Below are 21046 nucleotides of genomic sequence, written 5' to 3'. Positions count from 1 at the left end.
TCACCAAGATCTGGACGTCAGAGCCAGACCGGTTCATCGTAAATCCGATCCACCAGATGCCGGGACTGAACACCTAGGCGACCATAACCGATTGTCCATGATGGATTTCTGCTGTGGCGCATGATCCGTCAAACATGCACATCGATATATCCGAACGAACGTCCGAAAATGGAGTTTGCCGCGCTCGCGCTGAGGGGCGGCTTATGGGTCATTCTGCTTGTGCGGTGACAAACGCCAGCGGAGCGCCTCATTCGGCGCAACCACCGCGATGAATCATTGCTAGCGTCGGTCAACATCAGAGGGCGATCCCCGCCGAAGGGACGGCGTGCAGCCGTTCGATGTCCTGACGCGGCGGTGCGCCGAACAGGCGGCGATATTCGCGGCTGAACTGCGACGGGCTTTCATAGCCGACCGCGAACCCCGCTGTGCCCGCCGTCGCGCCGCCGACCAGCATCAGCCTGCGCGCTTCCTGCAAGCGCAACTGCTTTTGATATTCGAGCGGCGTCATACGCGTGATCGCCTTGAAATGCGCATGGAGCGAGGAGGGGCTCATGCCCGCCTCGGCGGCGACCTCGTCGATGCGGATCGGCGCGTCGAACCGGCGGCGGATCGCGGCGATAGCGCGGCTGATCTGGTTGAGGTGACTACCTGCTGTCACGAGGTGGCGAAGCATCGGTCCGTGCGGCCCCGTGAGCAGCCGGTAGAGGATTTCCCGCTCGATCAGGGGCGCCAGGGCGCGGATCGTGTCCGGCCGGTCGAGCAGTCCGACCAGCCGGCATGCGGCGTCGATCAGGTTGGGGTCGCTGGGATAGACGCCTAGGACCGGCAGGTCGGTGTGTGGCACAGCGCCGCCCTCCGCCACCATCAGGTCGGACAGCATCGCGGGATCGAGGTCGATCTTGCAGCAGAGATACGGTCGGTCGGGGCTGGCATCGATCACATGGCCGACCAGCGGGAGGTCGACGGAGACCAGGAGATAATGCGCGGCGTCGTAGACGACGCTATGGTCGCCGATCGAGACGCGCTTCGATCCCTGGGCTATCAGGCAAAGCGATGCCTCGTAGACGGCCGGCGTCGGGGTGCTCGGTTGATCGGCCCGGATCAGGGACACATGCGGCATCGCGGTCGTGCAAATGCCTGAGCTGGTGACATGGCGATCGATGACGGCAGCAAGTTCGGTGATCCGGTCCATGCCGATCGTCATCCGTCAGCCCATCGACATGCGCAAGCGAGTAGAGCGGGTTCTGGAGGATCGTGCAAAGCGTTAGGACGATCGCTTTACCGCTGCCCGACGCTGCGGCATCATCTTGCTGGCTGTCACTTCAAGGCAAGGATAGCATCATGACAGCCAGCATCGACAAGGTCGTCCTCATCACCGGGGCTTCCAGCGGAATCGGCGAGGCGACGGCGCGCGAACTGACCGCGGCCGGGGCGCGCCTCTTCATCGGCGCGCGGCGCGGGGATCGTTTGCAGGCACTGGCCGAGGAACTGGGCGAAACCGTCGCGTGGCGCACGCTCGACGTGACGGACGGCGCCGACTTCGACGCCTTCGTGGAAGCCGCCGAAGCGCGGTTCGGGCGCGTCGACGTGCTGGTTAACAACGCCGGCGTGATGCCGCTGTCGCCGCTCGCCGCGCTGAAGCGGGACGAGTGGAAACGGATGGTCGACGTCAATATTCACGGCGTCCTCAACGGCATCGCCGCCGTATTGCCCCGGTTTGTGGCGCAGAAGGGCGGCCATATCGTCAACGTCGCTTCGGTCGCCGCGCACATGGTGATGCCGACCGCCGCGGTCTATTGCGGCACCAAGCATGCGGTGCGCGCCATCACCGAGGGGTTGCGGCAGGAGCATGACGAGATCCGGTCGACGCTGATCTCTCCGGGTGTCGTCGCAACCGAACTGGGCCACGACATCACCGATCCGGCAGTGGCCACGGCGCTGACGGGATGGCGGAAGAAGGCGCTGACCCCGGATGCGATCGCGCGGGCGGTCCGCTACGCGTTGGAGCAGCCCGAGGGCGTCGACATCAACGAGGTGATCGTCCGCCCGACCGCAGCGGACATGTAACGCCGTCGGCGTGCCGGCTCTTGCGGCCGGCACGCCCTCGCTGTCGTCAGGCCGTCGCGCCGCCATCGATGTTGAGCGTGGTGCCGGTGATGTAGCTCGCATCGGGGCCAGCGAGGAACGCCACTGCCCCCGCAATCTCCTCGACCTTGCCGTAGCGGCCGAGCGGGATCGCTTGCAGCACCTGTCCGGCGAATTCGCTATCCGCGGGGTTCATGTCGGTGTCGATCGGCCCCGGCTGGACGGTGTTCACCAGGATATTGCGCGAGGCGAGATCCTTGGCCCAGCCTCGCGCCAACGCTGCCACGGCGGCCTTAGTCGCGCTGTAGACCGTGGTCGCCGGGAAGGCCGTCTCCCCCGAGATGCTGCCGATCAGGATGATCCGCCCGCCGTCGCGGAGATGCGGCAGGGCGGCGCGGGTGCCGACGTGGAGCCCCTTCACGTTGACGCCGAACTGGCGATCGTAGGTGTCGTCGGTATCCTCAGAGAGCGTGGAGAATTCGGCCACCCCGGCATTGTGGACCAGGATGTCGATCCCGCCCAGGGCAGCGGCGGCCTGTTCGACGCCCGCGCGCTGCGAGGCGGGATCGGCAGCATCGGCCTGGAAGGCGAAGGCGGTGCCGCCGGCGCTCTCGATCGCTGCCACGGTGGCGTCGGCGGCGGCCTTATTGCCGGCATAGGTGATCGCCACCGCCGAGCCATCGGCCGCCAGCCGCTTGGCGATGGCCGAGCCGATGCCGCGCGATCCGCCGGTGACGAGCGCTGTCTTGCCCTGAACTGACATGTGCATTCTCCAAAAATCAGGCCCGCGATCACGGCATCGTGCGCTGTCGGCAGACGGGGAGATGGGAGCACGGTTCGATAGTTCAACAATTCCGAACTATTAAATTTACTGTGAAGCCCTATATGTGTCGCATGCCTCGCTTCACCCATCCCCGGTTGGAGGACGTTCCGCTCGATCTGGCGCTGCACGCGCTGGCCGATCCCAATCGGCTGGCCATGGTGGCGCGGCTCGCCGCGACCGAGCGGCTGAGCTGCACCGATGCCGCGCCGTGCGAGTCCATTCCGAAGAGCACGCTGTCCAACCATTTGAAGCTGTTGCGCGCGGCCGGGCTGATCGAGACCACGCAGGCCGGCCGCGAGATGATCAACACGCTGCGCCGCGCCGAATTCGACCAGCGCTTTCCCGGCCTGCTCGACGCGGTGCTTGCCAACCGGACGGCCTGATTACCCGCCGATCGCGTCGAGCTCGGCCACGGCGCCGTCAGACAGTGTCAGCGAGGCTGCGGCGAGGTTTTCGTGGAGGTGCGCGACCGACGAGGTGCCGGGGATCAACAGGATGTTGGGCGATCGCTGGAGCAGCCAGGCGAGCGCCACCTGCATCGGCGTCGCGTCCAGCCGTGTCGCCACGTCAGACAGCGCCGCGGACTGGAGCGGGCTGAACCCGCCGAGCGGGAAGAAGGGGACGTAGGCGATGCCCTCCGCCGCCAGCGTGTCGATGAAGGCATCGTCGTCGCGGTGGGCGAGGTTATACTGGTTCTGGACGCAGACGATCTCGGCGATGTCGCGGGCTTCCTCGAACTGGGTCGGCGTCACGTTGCTGAGCCCGATGTGGCGCACCAGCCCCTGCCGCTGCAGGCCCGCCACCGCCGTCAGCGGCGCGGCGAGCGATCCTTCCGCCGGGCCGTGCACGTCGAACATCAGCCGCAGGTTGACGACGTCGAGCGTCTCCAGCCCGAGGTTCGTCAGATTGTCCTCGACCGCGCGGGCCAGCTCGTCCACCGCGAACGCGGGCAGCCAAGATGCATCGTCACCGCGCCGCGCGCCGATCTTGGTCACGATCAACAGGTCGTCGGGGTAGGGGGCCAGCGCTTCGCGGATCAGCCGGTTGGTGACGTGCGGGCCGTAAAAGTCGCTGGTGTCGATGTGGTTGACGCCCGCCTCGACAGCGGCGCGCAGGACGGCGAGCGCCGCATCATGGTCGCGCGGCTCGCCGAACACGCCGGGGCCGGCGAGTTGCATCGCGCCATAGCCGAGCCGCTTCACGGCGCGTCCAGCGAAGGAATAGGTGCCTGCCTGATCGATCGTCATCGTCATTCTCCTGAGCTGGCCCCGAGATACGGCTTGCCGATCATCGCGATAAGCCGGAGTGATCCGTACGGGTTGTACGGAAAACCGAACGATGAAGGCTGATCTTGCCGATCTGAACGCGTTCCTGGCGGTCGCGCAGGCACGCGGGTTTCGCGATGCGGCGCGCACCGTCGGGTCGAGCGCCTCGACGCTCAGCGAAGCGGTACGGCGGTTGGAAGCGCGGCTGGGCGTCCGGCTGCTTCATCGCACCACCCGCAGCGTTGTGCCGACCGAGGCGGGGACGCGGCTGATAGAGCGGCTGGCGCCCGCGCTGGTCGAGGTGGAGGCGGCGCTCGACGTCGTGAACCTGTTCCGGGACACACCGGCGGGCACGCTCAAGCTCAATGTGCCGGTCAGCGCGGCGCGGCTGGTGCTGCCAGCGATCCTGCCCGGCTTCCTCGCCGCCTATCCCGATATCCAGGTCGAGATCGTCGCCGAAGACGGCTTTGTGGATATGGTGGCGTCGGGCTGTGACGCGGGCATCCGTTATGACGAGCGGCTGGAGCAGGACATGATCGCGGTGCCGATCGGCCCGCGCATCCAGTGCTTCGCAACGGCCGCGTCGCCGGCCTATCTCGACGCACGCGGACGGCCCGACCATCCGCGCGACCTGCTCGACCACGCCTGTCTACGCGGCCGGTTCACCAGTGGCGCGCTCACCAGCCCTTGGGAGTTCGAGCGTTCGGGCGAGATCGTGCGGATCGAGCCACAGGGGCCGCTGATCGCCAGCGTGTCCGGTGCGGCGGACCTGCTGGTCGATATCGCCGTCGCGGGCGGCGGGATCATCCACCTGTTCGAGGATTGGCTCCGGCCGATGCTCGCCAGCGGCGCGCTGGAATCGGTGCTGCCCGACTGGTGGCAGTCCTTCTCCGGCCCGTTCCTCTATTATTCTGGCCGCCGTCTGGTGCCGCCGCCGCTGCGCGCGTTCGTCGATTACATTCGCGCCTAAAGCATCGCGAGCGGCTCGAGGCCGCGTGGCGGCGAAAACAGGTCGTCGAGGCGTCGTAGCTCGGCTTCGGACAGCGTGAGGTCCAACGCCGCCCGGTTGTCTCGAACATGGGCAATAGACCCGGCCTTGGGGATGGGGAGGATGCCGTCTCGCGCCAGCAACCAAGCGAGAGCGAGTTGCGCGGGCGTGGCGTCGCGTTCGGCAGCCATCTGGGTAAGGCCGCGATGCGCGACCAGGCGGCCTTGCTCGACTGGGCTGTAGGCCATGACCGGCACCCGATGACGCACAAGCCACGGTATCAGATCGTATTCAGGGCCACGCCGGGTCAGGTTGTAGAGGATCTGGTCGGTCTGACAGCCTTCGCCGCCGCTCGCGACGAGTTCCTCCATGTCGTCGGTGTCGAGATTGCTGACGCCCCAGCGCAGGATCTTGCCCGCCACGACCAGCCGCTCCATCGCCTCGACCGTCTCGGCGAGCGGAACATTGCCGCGCCAATGCAGCAGGTACAGGTCGAGCCGGTCGGTGCCGAGCCGTTTGAGGCTCGCCTCGCACGCCCGCGGCAGCCGGTCGCGCGAGGCATTCTGGGGATAGGCCTTGCTGACGAGGAACACCTCATCGCGGACACCCGCGATCGCCTCGCCGACGAGCCGCTCGGACTCGCCATCGGCATACATCTCGGCGGTATCGATCAGGGTCAGCCCGAGCGACAGCCCTTCGCGCAGCGCGGCTATCTCGTCCGATCGGCGGGCAGGGTCTTCCGCCATCATCCAAGTGCCCTGGCCGAGCGCGGGGACGGTCGTGCCGTCGGGAAAGCGGATCGTCTTCATGCGGCGGTCAACGCCCGACGCCGCGGATCGGCACAAGTCCGGCTCGGTGGCGTTGAGCCGCCGGAGGTATGAATGACCGAAGACGATGAACGCTGGATGCGCCGCGCGATCGAGGTGGCGCGATCGAAGGGAACGGACCCCTCGACGTCGCCGCTTGGGTCGGTGATCGTGCTCGGCGGCAAGGAGATCGCGGCCGAGCGCAACCAGACCGAAGAATTGCCCGACGCGACCGCCCATGCCGAGATGATGGCGATCCGCCGCGCGTGCGAAGGGATCGGCGAACTGGAGCTGCGGGGGGCAACGCTCTACTCGACGCTTCAGCCGTGCGGCATGTGCACCATGGCCTCGATCTGGTCCAAGGTCGGCCGGGTCGTCTATGGTGCCGAGCGCGAAGATGTGCACCCGATGTATTTCGAGGCACGCCATGTTGATACGCTGGCGTTCATCGCCGACGCCTATCGCGACGACATCGTGATCGAGGGCGGCTGCCTGCGCGCGGAATGCGCCAGCCTCTATTACCCGCCCGACGCCGATCTGCCGCGCGAAGAGCAGGCGAACCTGTGACGGAACCCGAGATGTTGACACTCGGCCCGAACGGCGGGATGCCCAACAACCCGGCATTGCCGGTGCTGATGTATCGCGGCGTCGTCCCCAAGGGCGACCCTGACGCGATCGAGGGCACACTCCGTGGGAATGGCTGGCGCCCGGATTGGCGCGATAGCGTCTATCCGTATCACCATTATCATTCGTCCGCGCATGAGGCGCTCGCCTGTGTCGACGGCTCGGCCGACGTGATGCTGGGCGGGGAAGATGGGCACATGGTGCCCATCGCCGCGGGCGATCTGCTCGTGCTGCCGGCGGGGACCGGGCATTGCCGGATCACCGCCAGCACCGACTTCCTGCTGGTCGGTGCCTATCCTGATGGGCAGGTGTGGGATGTCTGCCGCGAAGCCGCCGATGCGCCGACACTGGCGCGCATCGCCGCCGTACCGGTTCCCGCCGCCGATCCGATCGGGGGCCGAGACGGTCTTCTTCCTCATCGGTGGAGCGACAAGTCATGATCGACATCAACACGGCATCGGCGGACGAGATCGACGCCGTGCCGCAGCTCAAGGGACATGGGTTCGAGATCGTCCGCTACCGCGAGGAGCGCGGTCGTTTCGAAGCCGTCCGGCAACTCGAAGAAGTGCCGGGCCTCGCCGGTAAGATCGACGGCCTGAATGGGTCCGTGCGCGCCGGCTGATCGCAAATCGTCGGTATCGGTCCAAGTGCGAAGTGCATCATCTCCGCACGCGGAAAGGACAGCCCAAACACGCGTTGCAAATTGTGCCAATGCACTGTAGCAACGTGCTGTGCAGGCGGTACCTGCACGCTAGTGGAATCAAGTACTTAGCTAGCAGCTTTGCTGGGATGGGAATCCTGCCGCCCCAGCCAATTTTATGAAGTTGAGTAATAACAACATTTAGGCTGCGAAAGTTCGCCTTAGTGGCGAAGGTCTGGGTTCTCCGGCATTTAAAGTGGGTGACGTCTACGCGGCTATCTTTGGTACCGGCCGGGGTCTTGACGATTGCTGTCGTCTTCGCGTTGGAAGGGTGACCTGTAATTCTTCCGCAGTCTTATACCTAAGAGGGCGTTCGAGGTTGCTCGAAAGCGCCTAATGACGTCCGATACGTCGACCGCTGACGACATTAACCAAATTAATTGATCTGAAGCGGGTCGACATTCACCGTAGCCAGATCATGGCAGCGGCGAAGCGGCGGAAGTGCGTGGGGTGGCTGAAGCATCGCTCGATCTGGTTGGGGGGCTTTTAGATGCGGCCCTTGTGCGGGACGGCGGGCTTGCGGTTGCACCTAGACGGAATCACTGCTTCCGCGTGCCTCGCAGCGATCTAGCTGCGTACGTCGATGCCGTCATATGCTTTGTCGGCGAGTGCTGCTCCGCCGGGGCTGACCTTCGAGCAGACCGGGTGTCGAAGCGATGCCGCTGGCTTGCCTAGGCGTCTTGCTCAGCCGCAAGGGGCGACCGAACCGCCGTCACCGCCCTCCGGACGGGCCGTCGAGCGGGGGTGGGGGGCCGTCCTTCGGTGAACCGGCGATGGCCCCGCCGGATCATTTCGAAGGAGCGGCGCCGGGATAGGCGATGCCGAGTTGCTGGAGATAGGTCGGGTATTTGCCGGCGTCGTAGTAATATTTCTCCATCTCGGGACGCATTTCGCGCATCAGCTTTTCGTTCAGCCAGATGGCGGGTTTGTCGTCCGGGCCGATTAACGGCGCGTAGCGGTCGGTCTTGAGCTGGACGTCGCGGAAATAGGTCTTGGCGGCGCTCACCAGCTTTGGCGTGGTCATCAGGTCGAGAACGGTCATCGCCACCGCCTTGGCACCCGCCTCGACACCCTTGTGTGCGATCGGTGTCGCCATCGCCATCGCCGAGGTGATGTGGTGGCCGATCATGTTGGGAATGTTCGACGGGAAGCGGATGGTAATGGTCGGCACGGTCCACATGATGTCGCCGATATCGTCCGACCCGCCCCCGAACACGGCGGTGCGGTTCTCCGGCGTGCTGAGCGGGGCGGGGACGCTGCGCAGCGGCTCGACCTTGCGGCCGTTGGCTTCCTGTACCGCCTTGGCGAAGCTCTGGTCGGCGGGGGTCCATTTAGGCATGCCGACCGCGGTGATGTTGGCATAGGCGACCTCGGCCAACGGCTTGTTGCCGAAATTGGGGGCGGCATAGCCGAGGATCTGGCGGGTAACCGTCGTGCCGCTGGCGCGCGCGGCGCCCTCGGCGATCTCGTTGCCGGTGTCGAACAGCGTCTTGACCCCGGCAAAGGTGCGGTCGCGGAAATAATACCATACCGACGCGGTGTCGGGGACGATATTGGGTTGCCCGCTGCCATTGGTGATGACGTAATGCGACCGCTGCGTGACCGGCAGATGCTCGCGCCGGAAATTCCACGCCGTATCCATCAGTTCGACGCCGTCGAGCGCCGAGCGGCCCTCCCACGGCATGCCGCCGGCATGGGCGGTCTTGCCATGGAACGTATATTCGACCGACACCATGCCGTTCATTCCGAGTTCGCCGTACGCGGTGCCGAAATCGCTGCTGACGTGCGAGAAGATCGAGGCGTCGACATCCTTGAACACGCCGGCGCGGACATAATAGGCCTTCGTCGCCAGCAATTCCTCGGCGACGCCGGGCCACAGCATCAGCCGGCCGGGGATCTTGTTCTTTTCCATCACCTGCTTGGCAGCAATGGCGGCGGCGATCATCATCGGCATGCCCGAATTATGGCCCTCGCCATGGCCAGGCGCTCCTGCCACCAGCGGCTTCTGCTGCGCCACGCCGGGCGTCTGCGACAGGCCAAGCAAGCCGTCGATATCGCTGCCGAGCGCGATCAGCGGCCCGCCCGAACCCCAGGTCGCGACGAAGGCGGTCGGCATGCCCGCCACGCCGCGTTCGACCTTGAACCCGTTCTTTTCGAGGATATCGGCCAGATAGGCCGAGGTCCGCACCTCCTGAAAACCCGGTTCGGCAAAGCTGAACACGGTGTCGACCATCACCTGAATATCCTTGGCCTGCGCGTCGACGGCGGCGGCGGCCTCGGTCTTCAACGGCTTGGACGCCTGTGCCATGGCCGGGGTCAGGGCGGTGCCGGCCATGGCGGCGATCATCAGCGCGGCCGCGCCCTTGTGCAGATAGGTCATGTCGTCATTCCCCTGTGAAATTTAGAATTTGATGGTGAAGGCGACGCGGAACGTCCGTCCGATCACGTCGTACATCGACCGTGCGGTCTGCGGATAAGCGGGCACGTTGTTGCCGTCCGGCCCGTTGCCGACCAGAACCGGATCGCGGTTGGTCAGATTGTTGACGATGAAGTTCAGGCTGCCCTGATGTCCGGCGGCGTTCAGCTTCACCCCGACCGAAGCGTCGAGGTACAGCATGCCGGGAATGTTATTCTCGTTGATCGTCCGCGCGCGCGTCGTCGAGGTCGGACAGCCGCTGGTGCATTCGACATAGTCGTTGCCATAGACGCCGTTGCCGAAGCCGCGCGCGACGAGGTTCAGACTGACCGGATCGAGTTCGTAGAAGGCGCCGACCCGGTAGCGCCATTTGGGCACCGAGAAGCCGCCCGATAGGCTGCCGCCATTCACCCCGGCATAGTCGATCGGGAAGATCCCGTTGTCGATCACGTTCGAGATGTAATGCGTCGCCGCGCCATGGATACTGATCCGGCCGGGCAACGATCCGCTGATCGCCGACAAGTCGGTGCGATAGCTCGCCTCGATATCGAAGCCGCGCTCATGCTGGCTGGCGAAGTTGAACGGCTGGATGATGATCCGCTGCAACGTGCCGCCGGTATAGACGATGTTGCTGCAATATTGGTTCGACCCGGTATAGCAGAAATCGACCGTATTCTGCGACGTGATCGATCCGATCGCATCGTCGATGGTGATGTCGAAATAGTCGAACGAGGCGGTGAAGCCGGGCATGAAGCCGGGGCTGACTACCGCGCCCAGCGTCCAGGTCTTGGCCCGTTCGGGGTCGAGGCTGGTATTGCCGATCGTGGTTTCGAGGAATTGCTGCGACCCGGTCAGCGGCGCGTTCGACGGCAGGATGACCGTATTCGTCCGTGCCGTGCCGGCGGCGAACAGTTCCTGAAGATTGGGGGCGCGGATGTCGCGGCTATAGGTGCCACGCAGCTTGATGTCGGGGATCGGCTGCCATGTCGCGCCCGCTTTCCATGTCTGGACGGTGCCAGAGGTGGAATAATCGGTATAGCGCCCGGCGGCGTTCAGGTTCAGCCCCGGCAGCACCGGCAGGTCGACTTCGAGAAAGCCTTCCTTCACCGAATATTCGCCGCGATTGACCAGATAGTTGCCGTACAGCCAGCCCGAAGAGAATTGCGGGTCGACGGTACCGTCAATCTGTTCCTTGCGCCATTCGCCGCCGAACGCGATCGCCGCGACCCCGCCGGGCAGTTTGAACAGTGCGCCGTTGACGCTGGCGGCGGCGACATCCTGTTGGATCGTCTGGTCGCGTTGTGGCTGCGCGGCGCCATAGATATAATTGAGTGCCGCCGCCGACACGCCGCCAGTGCCCAGCCGATCGATCGGTACGCAGCCATTGGTCGGGTTGGTCAGCGTCGAGCGGCAGACGATCTGGCCGCCTGACAGCACCGCATCCTGCGCCAGCGCCATGCGGGCGTTGTTCCAGGTATTGGTCAGTTCCTCGTGCGACTTGGTGGCGCCATGCTGATAATAGCTGTCCCACGTCCATCGTTGCCCGAACAGCTCGAACTTGCCCTTGGCACCCAGCACGTAACGATAGACTTCGCGGGTATTGTCGCTACCCGGTACCGGCAGGCCGAAGTTCGACGTGCCGATCGCGATCGAGGCGAGCCCGTTGGCGCGCATCGCCGCGGCGACGGTCGGATATTGGGTCAGCAAATACGCGTTGTCGGCACGGATGGTGACGCCGGTGCTGGGCGTCTGCTGGTAGAAGCTCTGCCCGCGATAGCGGTTGTACGACGCCTGCCCATAGACCTGCAGCGCGTCGCTGACGTCGAAGGCGATCCGGTCGAAGAAGCTGATCCGTTCCTCGTGCGGGATCAGCGAGTTGGTGCCGACATGCCCCTCCAGCGTCGTGCGCCAGTCGCCGCCGATCATCCATGGCGACGAGGTGGCGTTGGTCGTGCCGAACGCCAGTTGCGCCGTCTGTCCGTCGCCGAGGAAATAGGTGCCTCGCAGCGGCCCGGCGGTGATAAGGCCGCCCTTGGTATAGCCCGCCGGCCCGAAGCCCGCGCCGACCAGCCGCTGCGGCAGGCCGTTGGTCGCGGTATAAGCGGGGTTGTTGATCTGGAAATAGCCATTGTCGTTCCAGTCGCGCGCGATCGTGTCGACGCCCTCCTGCCGGAAATATTCGCCGCTCAGCAGGACGTGCAGGCGGTCGTCGAACCCCGAGACGCCGACCGTCGCAGCCAACCGATAGTTGCGCCCGTCGCCATAGGTAGAGATGCCCTGATCGGCCGAAAGCTTCAGTCCCTTGAACCGTTCGTCGAGGATGAAGTTGACGACGCCGCCGACGGCGTCCGAACCATATTGCGCCGATGCGCCGCCGGTGACGACCTCGACCCGCTCGACCAGGTCCTGGGGAAAGGTGTTGATGTCGACCACGCCGTTGACCGCCGACGCGACCGAGCGCTGCCCATTGAGCAGCACCAGCGTGCGCCCAGCGCCCAGCCCGCGCAGATTGACCGAAGCGATCCCGGCGATGCCGTTCGACAGCGATCCCGAACTATTGCCCGACGTGCTGCCCTGTCCGATGGCGGGCAACTGATTGACGAAGTCGGAGATGTTGGCGGGTTTCTGCGCCTGGATATCGGCGGCGCCGAGCACCGTTACCGGCGTGGGCGCGCTGTAGCCGTCGCGGACGATGCGGCTGCCGGTGACGACGATGTCGTTGTCGCCCCCTTCCTCGTCCGCCATGTCCTGCGGCGGGTCCGATGCCTCTATGGGCGTGGCGGAGGTAGCGGGCGGTGCCGTCCCGGTGGTGTCGGCAACCTGCGTCACCTGTCGCGCCAGCCCTGGCGTCGGTGCGACCAGCGCCGCCGCGACCGTTGCCAGCAATGCCGCGCGCAGGCTGAGGGCATGGCCCGCATCCCGCCCGTTCGCGTCCGTAAGCGTCTGTGTCCCCGCCATGTCGACTCCCCGAAGCTCTTTCAAAAGCCTTCGGGCATCGCTCTCCCCGACATTTTTCGGCGGCGTCTGCGAAAGGGTCGAACGTCGGCATCGACGTCCGACTGATTTCACGAAGTCCGCTGCCTAAGACAGGATGTTTCCCCCTGATCCATCTCGTGAAGCGAATATTGCACGAACCGGCACGCATGATCTTCGCAAAATGTCACGCATATTGCACCAAAGCCGACGATAAGCTGCGTCGATCGTCGCTACTGCGCTGGATTCCGTCGTACCATCTGGGCAGGTTTGGTGTGATCCGGCGTTCATCCCTACTGATTCGCGAAGACGACCGGCGGTGCGTTGCGGTCCGCGACCTGCCGCATCACGAAACTGCTGCGGATGCGCGCGACGTGCGGCAGCTTCGATAGCTCGCTGCGATAGACGCGGTCGTAATCGCCGAACGATCGGACATGGACCATCATCACGAAATCGGTGTCGCCTGACACGAAACTGCAAAAGCTCATCGAGGGGCAGCGCACCACCGCTTCCTCGAACTCGTTCAATACGTCCTCCGCCTGTGACCGCAGCTCGATCGAAACCAGCACGGTGACGCCGAAGCCCAGCCGTTCCATATGGAGATTGGCGGTATAGCGTTCGATCGCGCCGCGCTCCTCGAGGAACTTGCGACGGCGCGCCGCCGCCGTGCTCGACAGGTGAACCCGTTCGCCCAGCGCGACGTCGGATATGCGTCCGTCGGCGACGATTTCCTGCAGCAGCCGATAATCGGTCTGATCGAGCGAGAGTGATTCCTCCATCGTGCAAACGGCCTCCGGCTGGGTTGTTGTGCAACGCACAAGAATCTGCGCAGACCGTCAATCCGGAAAATGCAGCCGATCGTCGGGGACGGACGGCGTGGCATGCGCCGCCGTGCGATCGCGCCTTACGGCAGGTTCAGCTGGGTGAGGATCTGCTGAAAGCGTGGCAGCGACCGCAGCGGCGCGAACAACGGATCGGCCTTGATCGCCGGGATATCGGGGCTGCGCCGCGCCAGCACGGTTTCGATGATCGCCATCGCCTTGTCGCGCTCGCCGCGCTGCGCGTGGACGGCGCCGATCACGATCGCCTGATCGTCTGCCACCTTCAGCGCTTCCTGCAACTCCGCGTCGGATGTCGCACGATCGCCGCGGCGTGCGGCGAGCACCGCCTCGCCCACGTTGCGGAACATGTCGTCGGCCGGCATCGCCTGAAACTCGGCCAGCGCCGCATCGGTTCGCCCCAGCCACATGAGCGAAAGGCCGATGTAATAGCGCGCGTAGAACCGCTCGGGTGCCGCCCGCAGCATACGCCGCAGCGCCGTGATCGCCGCTTCATAGTCGCCACCCAGATAATAGGCATTGCCCTGCGCGGATATGGCGCTGGCGTTGAGCGGGTCGAGCGCAACCGCCTGGTTGGCCTTTGCAAGCGCGTCGCGCGCATGGCCAATTTCGGCAAGGAAGAAGCTGTAGCCGATCAGTGCCCCGGCATCGCCACCAAGGGCATTGGCGCGGCGATAGGCGGTAAGGGCGTCGGTGAAGCGAAGCTGGTTTTTGAGCAGGAATCCGAGCACCCGGTACGCGCTCGGCAGGTCCGGGTTCAGGGCGATCGCGCGGCGCGCCACGGCGATCGCCGCGTTCATCGCCGCCGGCTGCTTTTCGGCGGTGGTGTAGAAGGTGGCGATATTGGCCATCGCCCCCGCTTTGGCGGCGAGCGCCTCGGCATAGTCGGGGTCCAGCGCCAGCGCGGCGTCGAGCAGGCCGCGCACCTTGCGAGACACCGCCTCGCCGTCCTGATTCCTGCCCAGTTCGTTGGCCCGCAGCACCAGGTCGTGCGCCTTGACGTTGGTCGTGCCGACATTGGCGACCGCCGCCAGTTGGGCGGGGGCCAGCGAATTGCGCAGCGCCGTCGCGACCCGCGTGGCGATATCCGACTGCACCGACAGGACGTCCTGATTCTGACGGTCGTAGCTTTCCGACCAGCGTTCGACTCCGGTACGGCCGTTGATGAGCTGCGCCGTCACGCGCACGACGTCCGCCGATCGCCGGATGCTGCCCGCCAGGATGTCGCTGACGTCCAGCCGGGCCGCCGCCGCCCCGGCGTCGAGGTCGCGGACGGTTTCGGACGACAGTCGTGATACGATCTGGAAACCGGGAATGCGCGACAGCGCAGTGCGCACCTCCTCTGCCATCCCGTCGCCCAGATACGCCTGCGCCGGATCGCCCGACAGGTTGGCGAAGGGCAGTACCGCCATCCGGTTGTCCCCGGCATCGGTGCCGCGCATCCACCACCAGCCGCCCGCACCGGCCGCCGCCACCGCAGCCGTGCCACCGCCGATCAGCAGGCGGCGGTCGATCCCGCGTCTGGGCAGCTGTACCGGCGGGGCGGGCCGTTCCCTGCCAGCGAGCACCGCCTGCACCGCCGCCAGCACCGCGACATAGCGCGGATCGTTGCGATTGCCCTTCCACCCGATCAGCGGCAGCGCCTGGGTTTCGCCGAAGCCGAGCGGGGGTTCCACCGGATCGATGCAGACCGGCATATACGCCCCGCGCCGGAGCGCGCGCGTCGCCTCGTCACGGACGAAGCTGCCCTCCGGTCCGGTCGAACGGTTGCTCCACACCACCAGCACGCACCGCGCGGCGGCCAGTTCGCGTCCGATCGTCTCGCGCCATTCGGTGCCGCCGCCGATATGTGCGTCCTACCACACGCCGATCCCGTCGGCTTCGAGCGCCGCGACCAAGGGCGCGACCCGCGGCCGGTCTTCCGACTTGTACGACACGAACAGATCGGTCACGGCCTGAACCCCCAAATGCCCCGCACATCTTTTACCGGTATATTTCGTTAAGCATAAGCGTCTTGTTGTACACGCGTACTTGGCGGGTGTCGGGAACAACTCTACCATTCTGCGACGGGCATGGACGTAAGGGGCGGCGGATGAATGGCCAGGACGTACGAACGCGCGTGGTGCCGGAGCCTGCCGGCGGCGCGCCGATCGATCGACATCCGCGATCCGATGCCACGTCCGGCATCGAAACCATCGACGGCGCGCCGATCGCGGTCGGCGTTACCGGGCATCGTCCGGGCCGACTGAGCGGGGTCGACCCCGCCATGTTGCGCGCCCGGATCGACGCGACACTGGCGGCGCTGGCCGCCGCCGCGCCGAACGATCGTTTCCGCCTGGTCGGCAGCCTTGCCGAAGGGGCCGACACGCTGGCCGCCGATGCCGCGCTTGCCCTGGGGTGGCAGCTCGACACGGTCCTGCCCTTCGCGCACGAGGAATATGCGCAGGACTTCGCCGGAGCCAAGGCGAGCGAACTGACCGCGCGGATCGATCGTTCGGCCAATGTGCTGGAACTGCCCGGACGGCGCGACGGTCCGGGCGGCGCGGCTGCCGCCTATGAACGGGCGGGCCGGGTCGTTCTCACGCAAAGCGATATCCTGCTGGCGATATGGGACGGCGAACCGGCGCGCGGACGCGGCGGCGCGGCGCAGATCGTTGCCGAGGCCGTCGCCCATTCGATCCCGGTCGTGGTGCTCGATCCCGATGCGTCCCGGTCGCCGGTGCTGCTGTGGAGCGGCCTGAACGACCATGATGCGGGACCGGAGGCGGTGGACAGCGTCGCGCGCGGCGGGCTGGACGACCTGCCGCGGCTGATGGTCCGGCTGGCTTCGAGCCCGCCGAACGGCGAGGGGGATCGGCGACGGCGTACCGGGGGAAGGACGCCGCCGCTGTTCGCGATCGCCTATCCGCTGCTGCTGGCCTGCACCGGCGTCCGCAAGTTTCGCTTGGCCGATCTGCGCCGGCCTTGCCCGCTACCCCGCGCAGCGCAGGACGGCCCGGCGACGACGTTGCGGATGCGGATCGATGGCCTGCTATGGCCGCGTTTCGATCAGGCGGATTGCGAAGCGAGCCTTGCCGCGCAACTGTTTCGCAGCGCCTTCGTCAGCAGCTTTGCGCTAACGGCGCTGGCCGTCGTGCTGGCGCTGTTCGCCCTGATCGTGCCGGTTGCGGTCAAACCGCTGCTGGCGGCGGGCGAATTCGTGTCGATCGCCACGATCCTGTTCGTCATCCGCTGGGGATCGCGGGCGGGGTGGCACAATCGCTGGCTCAGTCAGCGGACGCTTGCCGAGGAACTGCGCTGCCTTGCGGTATCGGCATCGCTCGGCGACCTGTTCCTGCGCGGGGTGCGCGCGGAGAATGGTGATGTCGCCGGACGCGAGCGGCGCGACCTCGCACGTCGCATTGGTTTGCCCTCGACACGGATCGATGCCGCCTACCTCGCCGAAACTCATGCGAACCTCGTCGCGCTGCTCGACGACCAGATCGGCTATGTCCGCCGCGAGGCCGGTCGGATGCACAAGCTCGAACACCGGTTGCACCGCGTGGGCGGCGCCTTGTTCGCGATCACCGCCATCGTCTGCGCCGGTGTGCTCGGGATCGAACTGGTCTGGACGTTCCTCTCGCATGGGGAGGGCGGCGGCGATCATCACATGCCGGTCGGCGTGACGATCGTCAGCGCCGCGCTGCCGGCGATTGGTGCCGCCATCTACGGCATCCGCATGCAGGGCGACTTTGCGGGCTCGGCTGAGCGCAACGGCGCGCTTGCCCTCCACCTGACCGAACTGCGCCGGATCGTGCAGGACGAGGCGCCGGGGTTCGACGGATTGCGCCGCCTGATCCGACGCACCGCGGAACTGCTCACCAGCGACGTTTCGCAATGGTCGAGGGCCACGCGCGCGCGTCCGTTGAGCCTGCCGGGGTGACGCCGGCACGCAGCGATCAGCGGGCTCGCCGTTTCACGGTCTGACCCTGGTTGCGGAGCGATGCGGCGGATCGGCACCACAGTCAGTCGATAATGCTTCTCCGGCTGCGGGAACCGACAGCGGATCGTCTGTCCGCCGAACGCGCGCCCGCGGAGCGGATGCCTGATCGCCGCCTGGTTTGACAGGCACTGATGGTAGGCTCCGCCGAGCCAGCTTTCATGTCGACCCTGCAATACACGCCGTCCAAGACGATCCGGTCGTGGCACACGGCCGCGGCCTGAAGTTCCGGTACCCGTCGCGACGTTCAGCATGAATGAACGTCCGAAGTCGGTAAGCGAGTAACGAGCTTCGAATGACCGTAGGTGGCTCGAGGCCTTCACCAGCATTGATGTACATCTGCTCCACGGCGTATCGATTTTCGACTGTGCCTCGCTTGACGCGGGATTAGGGAAGCTGACAGGACAAGGGCGTGACGACCGCCAAACCGACCAAACGCGCTTCTCGCAAGGCCGAGCAACGCGCCGATATGATCGAACAGATCCTCGATGTCGCCGAGGCACTGTTCTCGAAGCATGGCTTGTACGGCGTGACGTTGGCCGATGTCGCGCAGCAGGTGGGCGTTCACCGCACGTTGCTGAGCTATTATTTCCGCGACAAGAAGGAACTGTTCGATCAAGTGTTCGCCCGCCGTGCTGTCGTAACCAGTGAAACGCGGATGCGCGCGCTCGACGATTACGAACGCGCCGCTGGCGACGCCCCGACCGTCGAGGGTGTGTTGCAGGCGTTTCTCGACACCGACCTCGATCTCTACATTCAGGGTGGGGAGGGCTGGAAAAACTATGCGGCGCTCGGCGCGCAGGTTGCCAATACCCCCGAATGGGGCGCGGAGATGATGGACGATTATTTCGATCCGGTCGTGCTGCGGCTGATCGACATCCTGCAACGCGCCATGCCCGAATGCAGTCGGACCGATATCTTCTGGGGATATCACTTCGTTACCGGCGCGCTGATGCTGACGCTGGCGCGGACCGGGCGAATCGACAAATTGTCGGGCGGATTGTGCCGGTCCGAGGATTTCGTTGCGGTGAAGCAGCGCATGGCGCGGTTCATGGCGGCAGGGTTTCGTTCGATTTGCGATGAACACAAGGCACTTTAAATAAGCGTAAAAACGACCCATCCCGCTGCCTTGGAATAATACTAACGGTCGCGATAGTGAATGTTGACTTTGGCGTGGGACCTGCGATGATTGACTGATCGAGGACCGGCGCGAACAGCCGGCTTCGCTCAGGAGAGTGAGCATGCGGGTTGCCCTGTATGCGTCGGCGTGTGCCGGCGCCCTTGCGGTTATGTCTGTATCGTCGGCTTTTGCGCAGGAGGCGGCGCCGCCGGCCGAACAGACGTCCGACCAGTCGGGACAGGTCGCTCGTAGCGACCGCGCCGAAGCAGACGACTCCTCTGCCGAGATCGTCGTCACCGCGACCCGCCGCGAGGAACGCATCCAGGACGTGCCGATCAGCGTCACCGCGTTCCAGCAGGGCGAACTGACCCGCGAAGGGATCGTCGGGTTCGAAGGGATTGCGCGTGAAACGCCGGGCGTGGTGCTCAATCGCCCGACCCAGAATTTCAACAACTTCACGGTGCGCGGCATCGCCACCAACGGCTATGGCGCGAACCTGCAAAGCACGGTCGCGGTCTATATCGACGAATTGCCGGTCTCGACGATCGGCAACACCACGGTCGTCGACCCCAATCTGTTCGACGTCGAGCGCGTCGAGTTCCTGCGTGGGCCACAGGGGACGCTGTTCGGATCGGGTTCGCTGTCTGGCGCGATGCGCATCCTGACCAAGAGCCCCGACCTGAACGACGTCCGGACCGCCGCCGTGGTCGATCTGGGGCTGACCGGCAAGGACAGTTTCCGTCAGCGCTATAACGCGATGGTCAACGTGCCGATCGTCGAGGACAAGTTGGCGCTGCGGGCGGTCGGTTTCTATCGCAACGAGGAAGGTTATCTCGACAATGTCGGGACGGGCGTGAAGAATTCGAACACGCTGATCGATTATGGCGGCCGCGCAATACTGCTGGCCAAGCCGACCAACCGCTTGTCGGTGCGGTTGCTGGCGTCGTACGAGAACAGCGATCCCAAGGATTCGTCGCTGACCAGCCCGTCGCTGGGCCGCGAAAAGCGCGTGTCGGATCAGCCCGATCGCTTCACCGGCAAGCAGACGATCCTGAACGCGACGATCGATTACGACTTCGATTTCGCGCGGCTGACCAGCAGCAGCACCTATTCGGATTTCGACCAGCGCTTCTATGCCGATCTCGCCAACACCTTTGGCGGGGCGATCGCCTTCGGGCTGGATGCCGATGCGTTCGACAAGGTGTTCGTGCAGGAAACGCGCCTCGCCTCGACGTTCGACGGACCGCTCCAGTTCGTGGTCGGCGGCTTCTATCTCGACCGGCGGCGCGACGTGGACTTCAAATACCGCTCGTCGCTGCCGTTCCTGCAGGCGCGCGGGATCACCGGGCTGCCCGACCAATATTATCAGAAGCAGTTCACCCACCAGTATAACCGCGAACTGGCCGGGTTCGGCGAGGTCACTTATCGCTTCTCGCCGCAATTCTGGCTGACCGGCGGTTTGCGCTACGGCCGGATCACCGCGCAGGCGTTCACCGAGGCGGGCGGGTATAACAGCAACTATTTCGTCGCGGCGCTGACCGGGCGGCGTGGGCCCCTGACGCTGACCCCCTATGCCGCCGCCGAAGGGCGCGAGGCGCGCGGGTCGAAACCGTCGTACAAGGCGAGCGCGAGCTTCAAGCCGGTCGATCACATCACGACCTATGCGACGTTTGCGACCGGCTATCGCGGACCCGTGGTCAACGCCTTTGCGGGCCGGGTCAGCACGGTCAATCCGGCCGATCTGGTGATCCCCGACGGGGCATCGTCGGACGATCTGAAAAGTTACGAAGTTGGCGCGAAGGGGCGTTGGCTGGATGGGCGGGTGACGATCAATGCCGCCGCCTATGTAATCGATTGGAGCAACATCCAGGTCCAGGCCAATCGCATATCGGATTCGGTGCAGTTCGCGACCAATGTTGGCGCGGCGCGCAGCAAGGGGTTCGAGGTCGAGATGGCGGTCATCCCGACCACCGGCCTCGTCCTCGGCCTCAACGCCGCCTATAACGATGCCAAGATCACCGAACTGACCGCGGCGGAGGCGGCGATTTCGGGGGCGGTGCTCGGCCACCGGCTGTCGGCGCCGCGGTTGCAGGGATCGACGTCGATCACCTATGGCTTCGATCTGAAGCCCGACTGGAACGCCAACTTCGCGGTCAACGCGCAATATGTCGGGTCGTACAACAGCTCGTTCCCCAACGTTCCCGGCAATCCGCGCGCGCGCCTGCCGACCTTTGGCGAGACCGACGAATATGTGAACCTGAACGCCAGTGTCGGGCTGCGCCATGGCGAGTGGTTCGGGCAGTTATATGTCGAGAACCTGACCGATGATCATTCGATCACCTACATCCACCCCGAAGCATTCTTCGCCAGCCGGTTCGGGACGCTGCGTCCGCGGACGATCGGCATCCGCCTGGCCAAGGGGATCTGA

General features: G+C 65.4%; 17 protein-coding genes. 9 read left to right on the top strand and 8 right to left on the bottom strand.

Features of this window, described 5'->3' with window-relative positions; genetic code table 11:
* Positions 1-295: 295 nt before the first annotated feature.
* Positions 296-1192 carry an AraC family transcriptional regulator gene (locus ACTHQV_RS09790; RefSeq protein WP_440489958.1) on the bottom strand — a complete coding sequence of 299 codons (897 nt, stop codon included), beginning with the start codon at positions 1190-1192 and terminating at the stop codon, positions 296-298.
* A gap of 149 nt (positions 1193-1341) precedes the next feature.
* Here ACTHQV_RS09790 and ACTHQV_RS09785 point away from each other — a divergent pair, with 149 nt between their 5' ends.
* Positions 1342-2067, top strand: a complete 726-nt coding sequence (locus ACTHQV_RS09785) for an SDR family oxidoreductase (RefSeq protein WP_440489934.1) — start codon at positions 1342-1344, stop codon at positions 2065-2067.
* Positions 2068-2113: 46 nt separating this feature from the next.
* Here ACTHQV_RS09785 and ACTHQV_RS09780 read toward each other — a convergent pair whose 3' ends face one another.
* Positions 2114-2848 (bottom strand): SDR family oxidoreductase, encoded by a 735-nt coding sequence (locus tag ACTHQV_RS09780; protein WP_440489956.1) that lies wholly within the window; start codon positions 2846-2848, stop codon positions 2114-2116.
* A gap of 131 nt (positions 2849-2979) precedes the next feature.
* Between ACTHQV_RS09780 and ACTHQV_RS09775 the strand changes: the two genes are divergently transcribed.
* Positions 2980-3291, top strand: a complete 312-nt coding sequence (locus ACTHQV_RS09775) for an ArsR/SmtB family transcription factor (protein WP_440489933.1) — start codon at positions 2980-2982, stop codon at positions 3289-3291.
* Here ACTHQV_RS09775 and ACTHQV_RS09770 read toward each other — a convergent pair whose 3' ends face one another.
* Positions 3292-4155 carry an aldo/keto reductase family oxidoreductase gene (locus ACTHQV_RS09770; RefSeq protein ID WP_440489932.1) on the bottom strand — a complete coding sequence of 288 codons (864 nt, stop codon included), beginning with the start codon at positions 4153-4155 and terminating at the stop codon, positions 3292-3294. It lies immediately after the preceding gene.
* A 91-nt stretch (positions 4156-4246) separates the two neighbouring features.
* Here ACTHQV_RS09770 and ACTHQV_RS09765 point away from each other — a divergent pair, with 91 nt between their 5' ends.
* On the top strand, positions 4247-5143 hold the full coding sequence (locus ACTHQV_RS09765) for a LysR family transcriptional regulator (RefSeq protein ID WP_440489930.1): 897 nt from the start codon (positions 4247-4249) through the stop codon (positions 5141-5143).
* On the opposite strand, the gene ACTHQV_RS09760 is transcribed toward ACTHQV_RS09765, so the two are convergent.
* Entirely contained in the window at positions 5140-5970 is an 831-nt protein-coding gene (locus tag ACTHQV_RS09760) for an aldo/keto reductase (protein ID WP_440489928.1), read from the bottom strand. The two genes, ACTHQV_RS09765 and ACTHQV_RS09760, sit on opposite strands and share 4 nt — an antisense overlap.
* A 72-nt stretch (positions 5971-6042) precedes the next feature.
* On the opposite strand from ACTHQV_RS09760, the gene ACTHQV_RS09755 reads away from it, so the two are divergent.
* Genes ACTHQV_RS09755 through ACTHQV_RS09745 form a run of 3 tightly spaced genes read left to right on the top strand, consistent with a single transcriptional unit; the run spans position 6043 to position 7213 of the window.
* Positions 6043-6534 (top strand): nucleoside deaminase, encoded by a 492-nt coding sequence (locus ACTHQV_RS09755; protein ID WP_440489926.1) that lies wholly within the window; start codon positions 6043-6045, stop codon positions 6532-6534.
* An 11-nt stretch (positions 6535-6545) separates the two neighbouring features.
* The gene (locus tag ACTHQV_RS09750) at positions 6546-7031 is read left to right on the top strand and encodes a cupin domain-containing protein (protein ID WP_440489925.1); all 486 of its coding nucleotides are present in this window, start codon (positions 6546-6548) and stop codon (positions 7029-7031) included.
* Positions 7028-7213 (top strand): helix-hairpin-helix domain-containing protein, encoded by a 186-nt coding sequence (locus tag ACTHQV_RS09745; RefSeq protein ID WP_440489923.1) that lies wholly within the window; start codon positions 7028-7030, stop codon positions 7211-7213. Before ACTHQV_RS09750 ends, ACTHQV_RS09745 begins: the two co-directional genes overlap by 4 nt.
* Before the next feature lie 865 nt (positions 7214-8078).
* Here the strand turns inward: ACTHQV_RS09745 and ACTHQV_RS09740 are convergent.
* The 4 genes from ACTHQV_RS09740 to ACTHQV_RS09725 all read right to left on the bottom strand — a co-directional run bounded on the left by ACTHQV_RS09740 (position 8079) and on the right by ACTHQV_RS09725 (position 15306).
* Positions 8079-9671, bottom strand: coding sequence for an amidohydrolase (locus ACTHQV_RS09740; RefSeq protein ID WP_440489921.1), 1593 nt, complete (start codon positions 9669-9671; stop codon positions 8079-8081).
* A gap of 21 nt (positions 9672-9692) precedes the next feature.
* Positions 9693-12452: a TonB-dependent receptor plug domain-containing protein gene (locus ACTHQV_RS09735; RefSeq protein ID WP_440489954.1), complete on the bottom strand. Its 2760-nt coding sequence runs from the start codon at positions 12450-12452 to the stop codon at positions 9693-9695.
* A gap of 521 nt (positions 12453-12973) precedes the next feature.
* Positions 12974-13459, bottom strand: a complete 486-nt coding sequence (locus tag ACTHQV_RS09730) for an Lrp/AsnC family transcriptional regulator (RefSeq protein WP_440489920.1) — start codon at positions 13457-13459, stop codon at positions 12974-12976.
* 125 nt (positions 13460-13584) lie between these two features.
* Complete coding sequence (locus ACTHQV_RS09725; protein ID WP_440489918.1) at positions 13585-15306, bottom strand: tetratricopeptide repeat protein; 1722 nt, start codon at positions 15304-15306, stop codon at positions 13585-13587.
* 305 nt (positions 15307-15611) lie between these two features.
* On the opposite strand from ACTHQV_RS09725, the gene ACTHQV_RS09720 reads away from it, so the two are divergent.
* From ACTHQV_RS09720 to ACTHQV_RS09710, 3 genes are all read left to right on the top strand, one after another.
* Positions 15612-17441, top strand: coding sequence for a hypothetical protein (locus tag ACTHQV_RS09720; RefSeq protein ID WP_440489917.1), 1830 nt, complete (start codon positions 15612-15614; stop codon positions 17439-17441).
* A 469-nt stretch (positions 17442-17910) separates the two neighbouring features.
* Positions 17911-18597, top strand: a complete 687-nt coding sequence (locus ACTHQV_RS09715) for a TetR/AcrR family transcriptional regulator (RefSeq protein ID WP_440489915.1) — start codon at positions 17911-17913, stop codon at positions 18595-18597.
* A gap of 142 nt (positions 18598-18739) precedes the next feature.
* Positions 18740-21046: a TonB-dependent receptor gene (locus tag ACTHQV_RS09710; RefSeq protein WP_440489914.1), complete on the top strand. Its 2307-nt coding sequence runs from the start codon at positions 18740-18742 to the stop codon at positions 21044-21046.

This window comes from Sphingomonas sp. SAFR-052, from assembly GCF_051965015.1.
Lineage (GTDB): Bacteria > Pseudomonadota > Alphaproteobacteria > Sphingomonadales > Sphingomonadaceae > Sphingomonas.
This window is presented reverse-complemented; position numbering and strand designations above follow the sequence as displayed.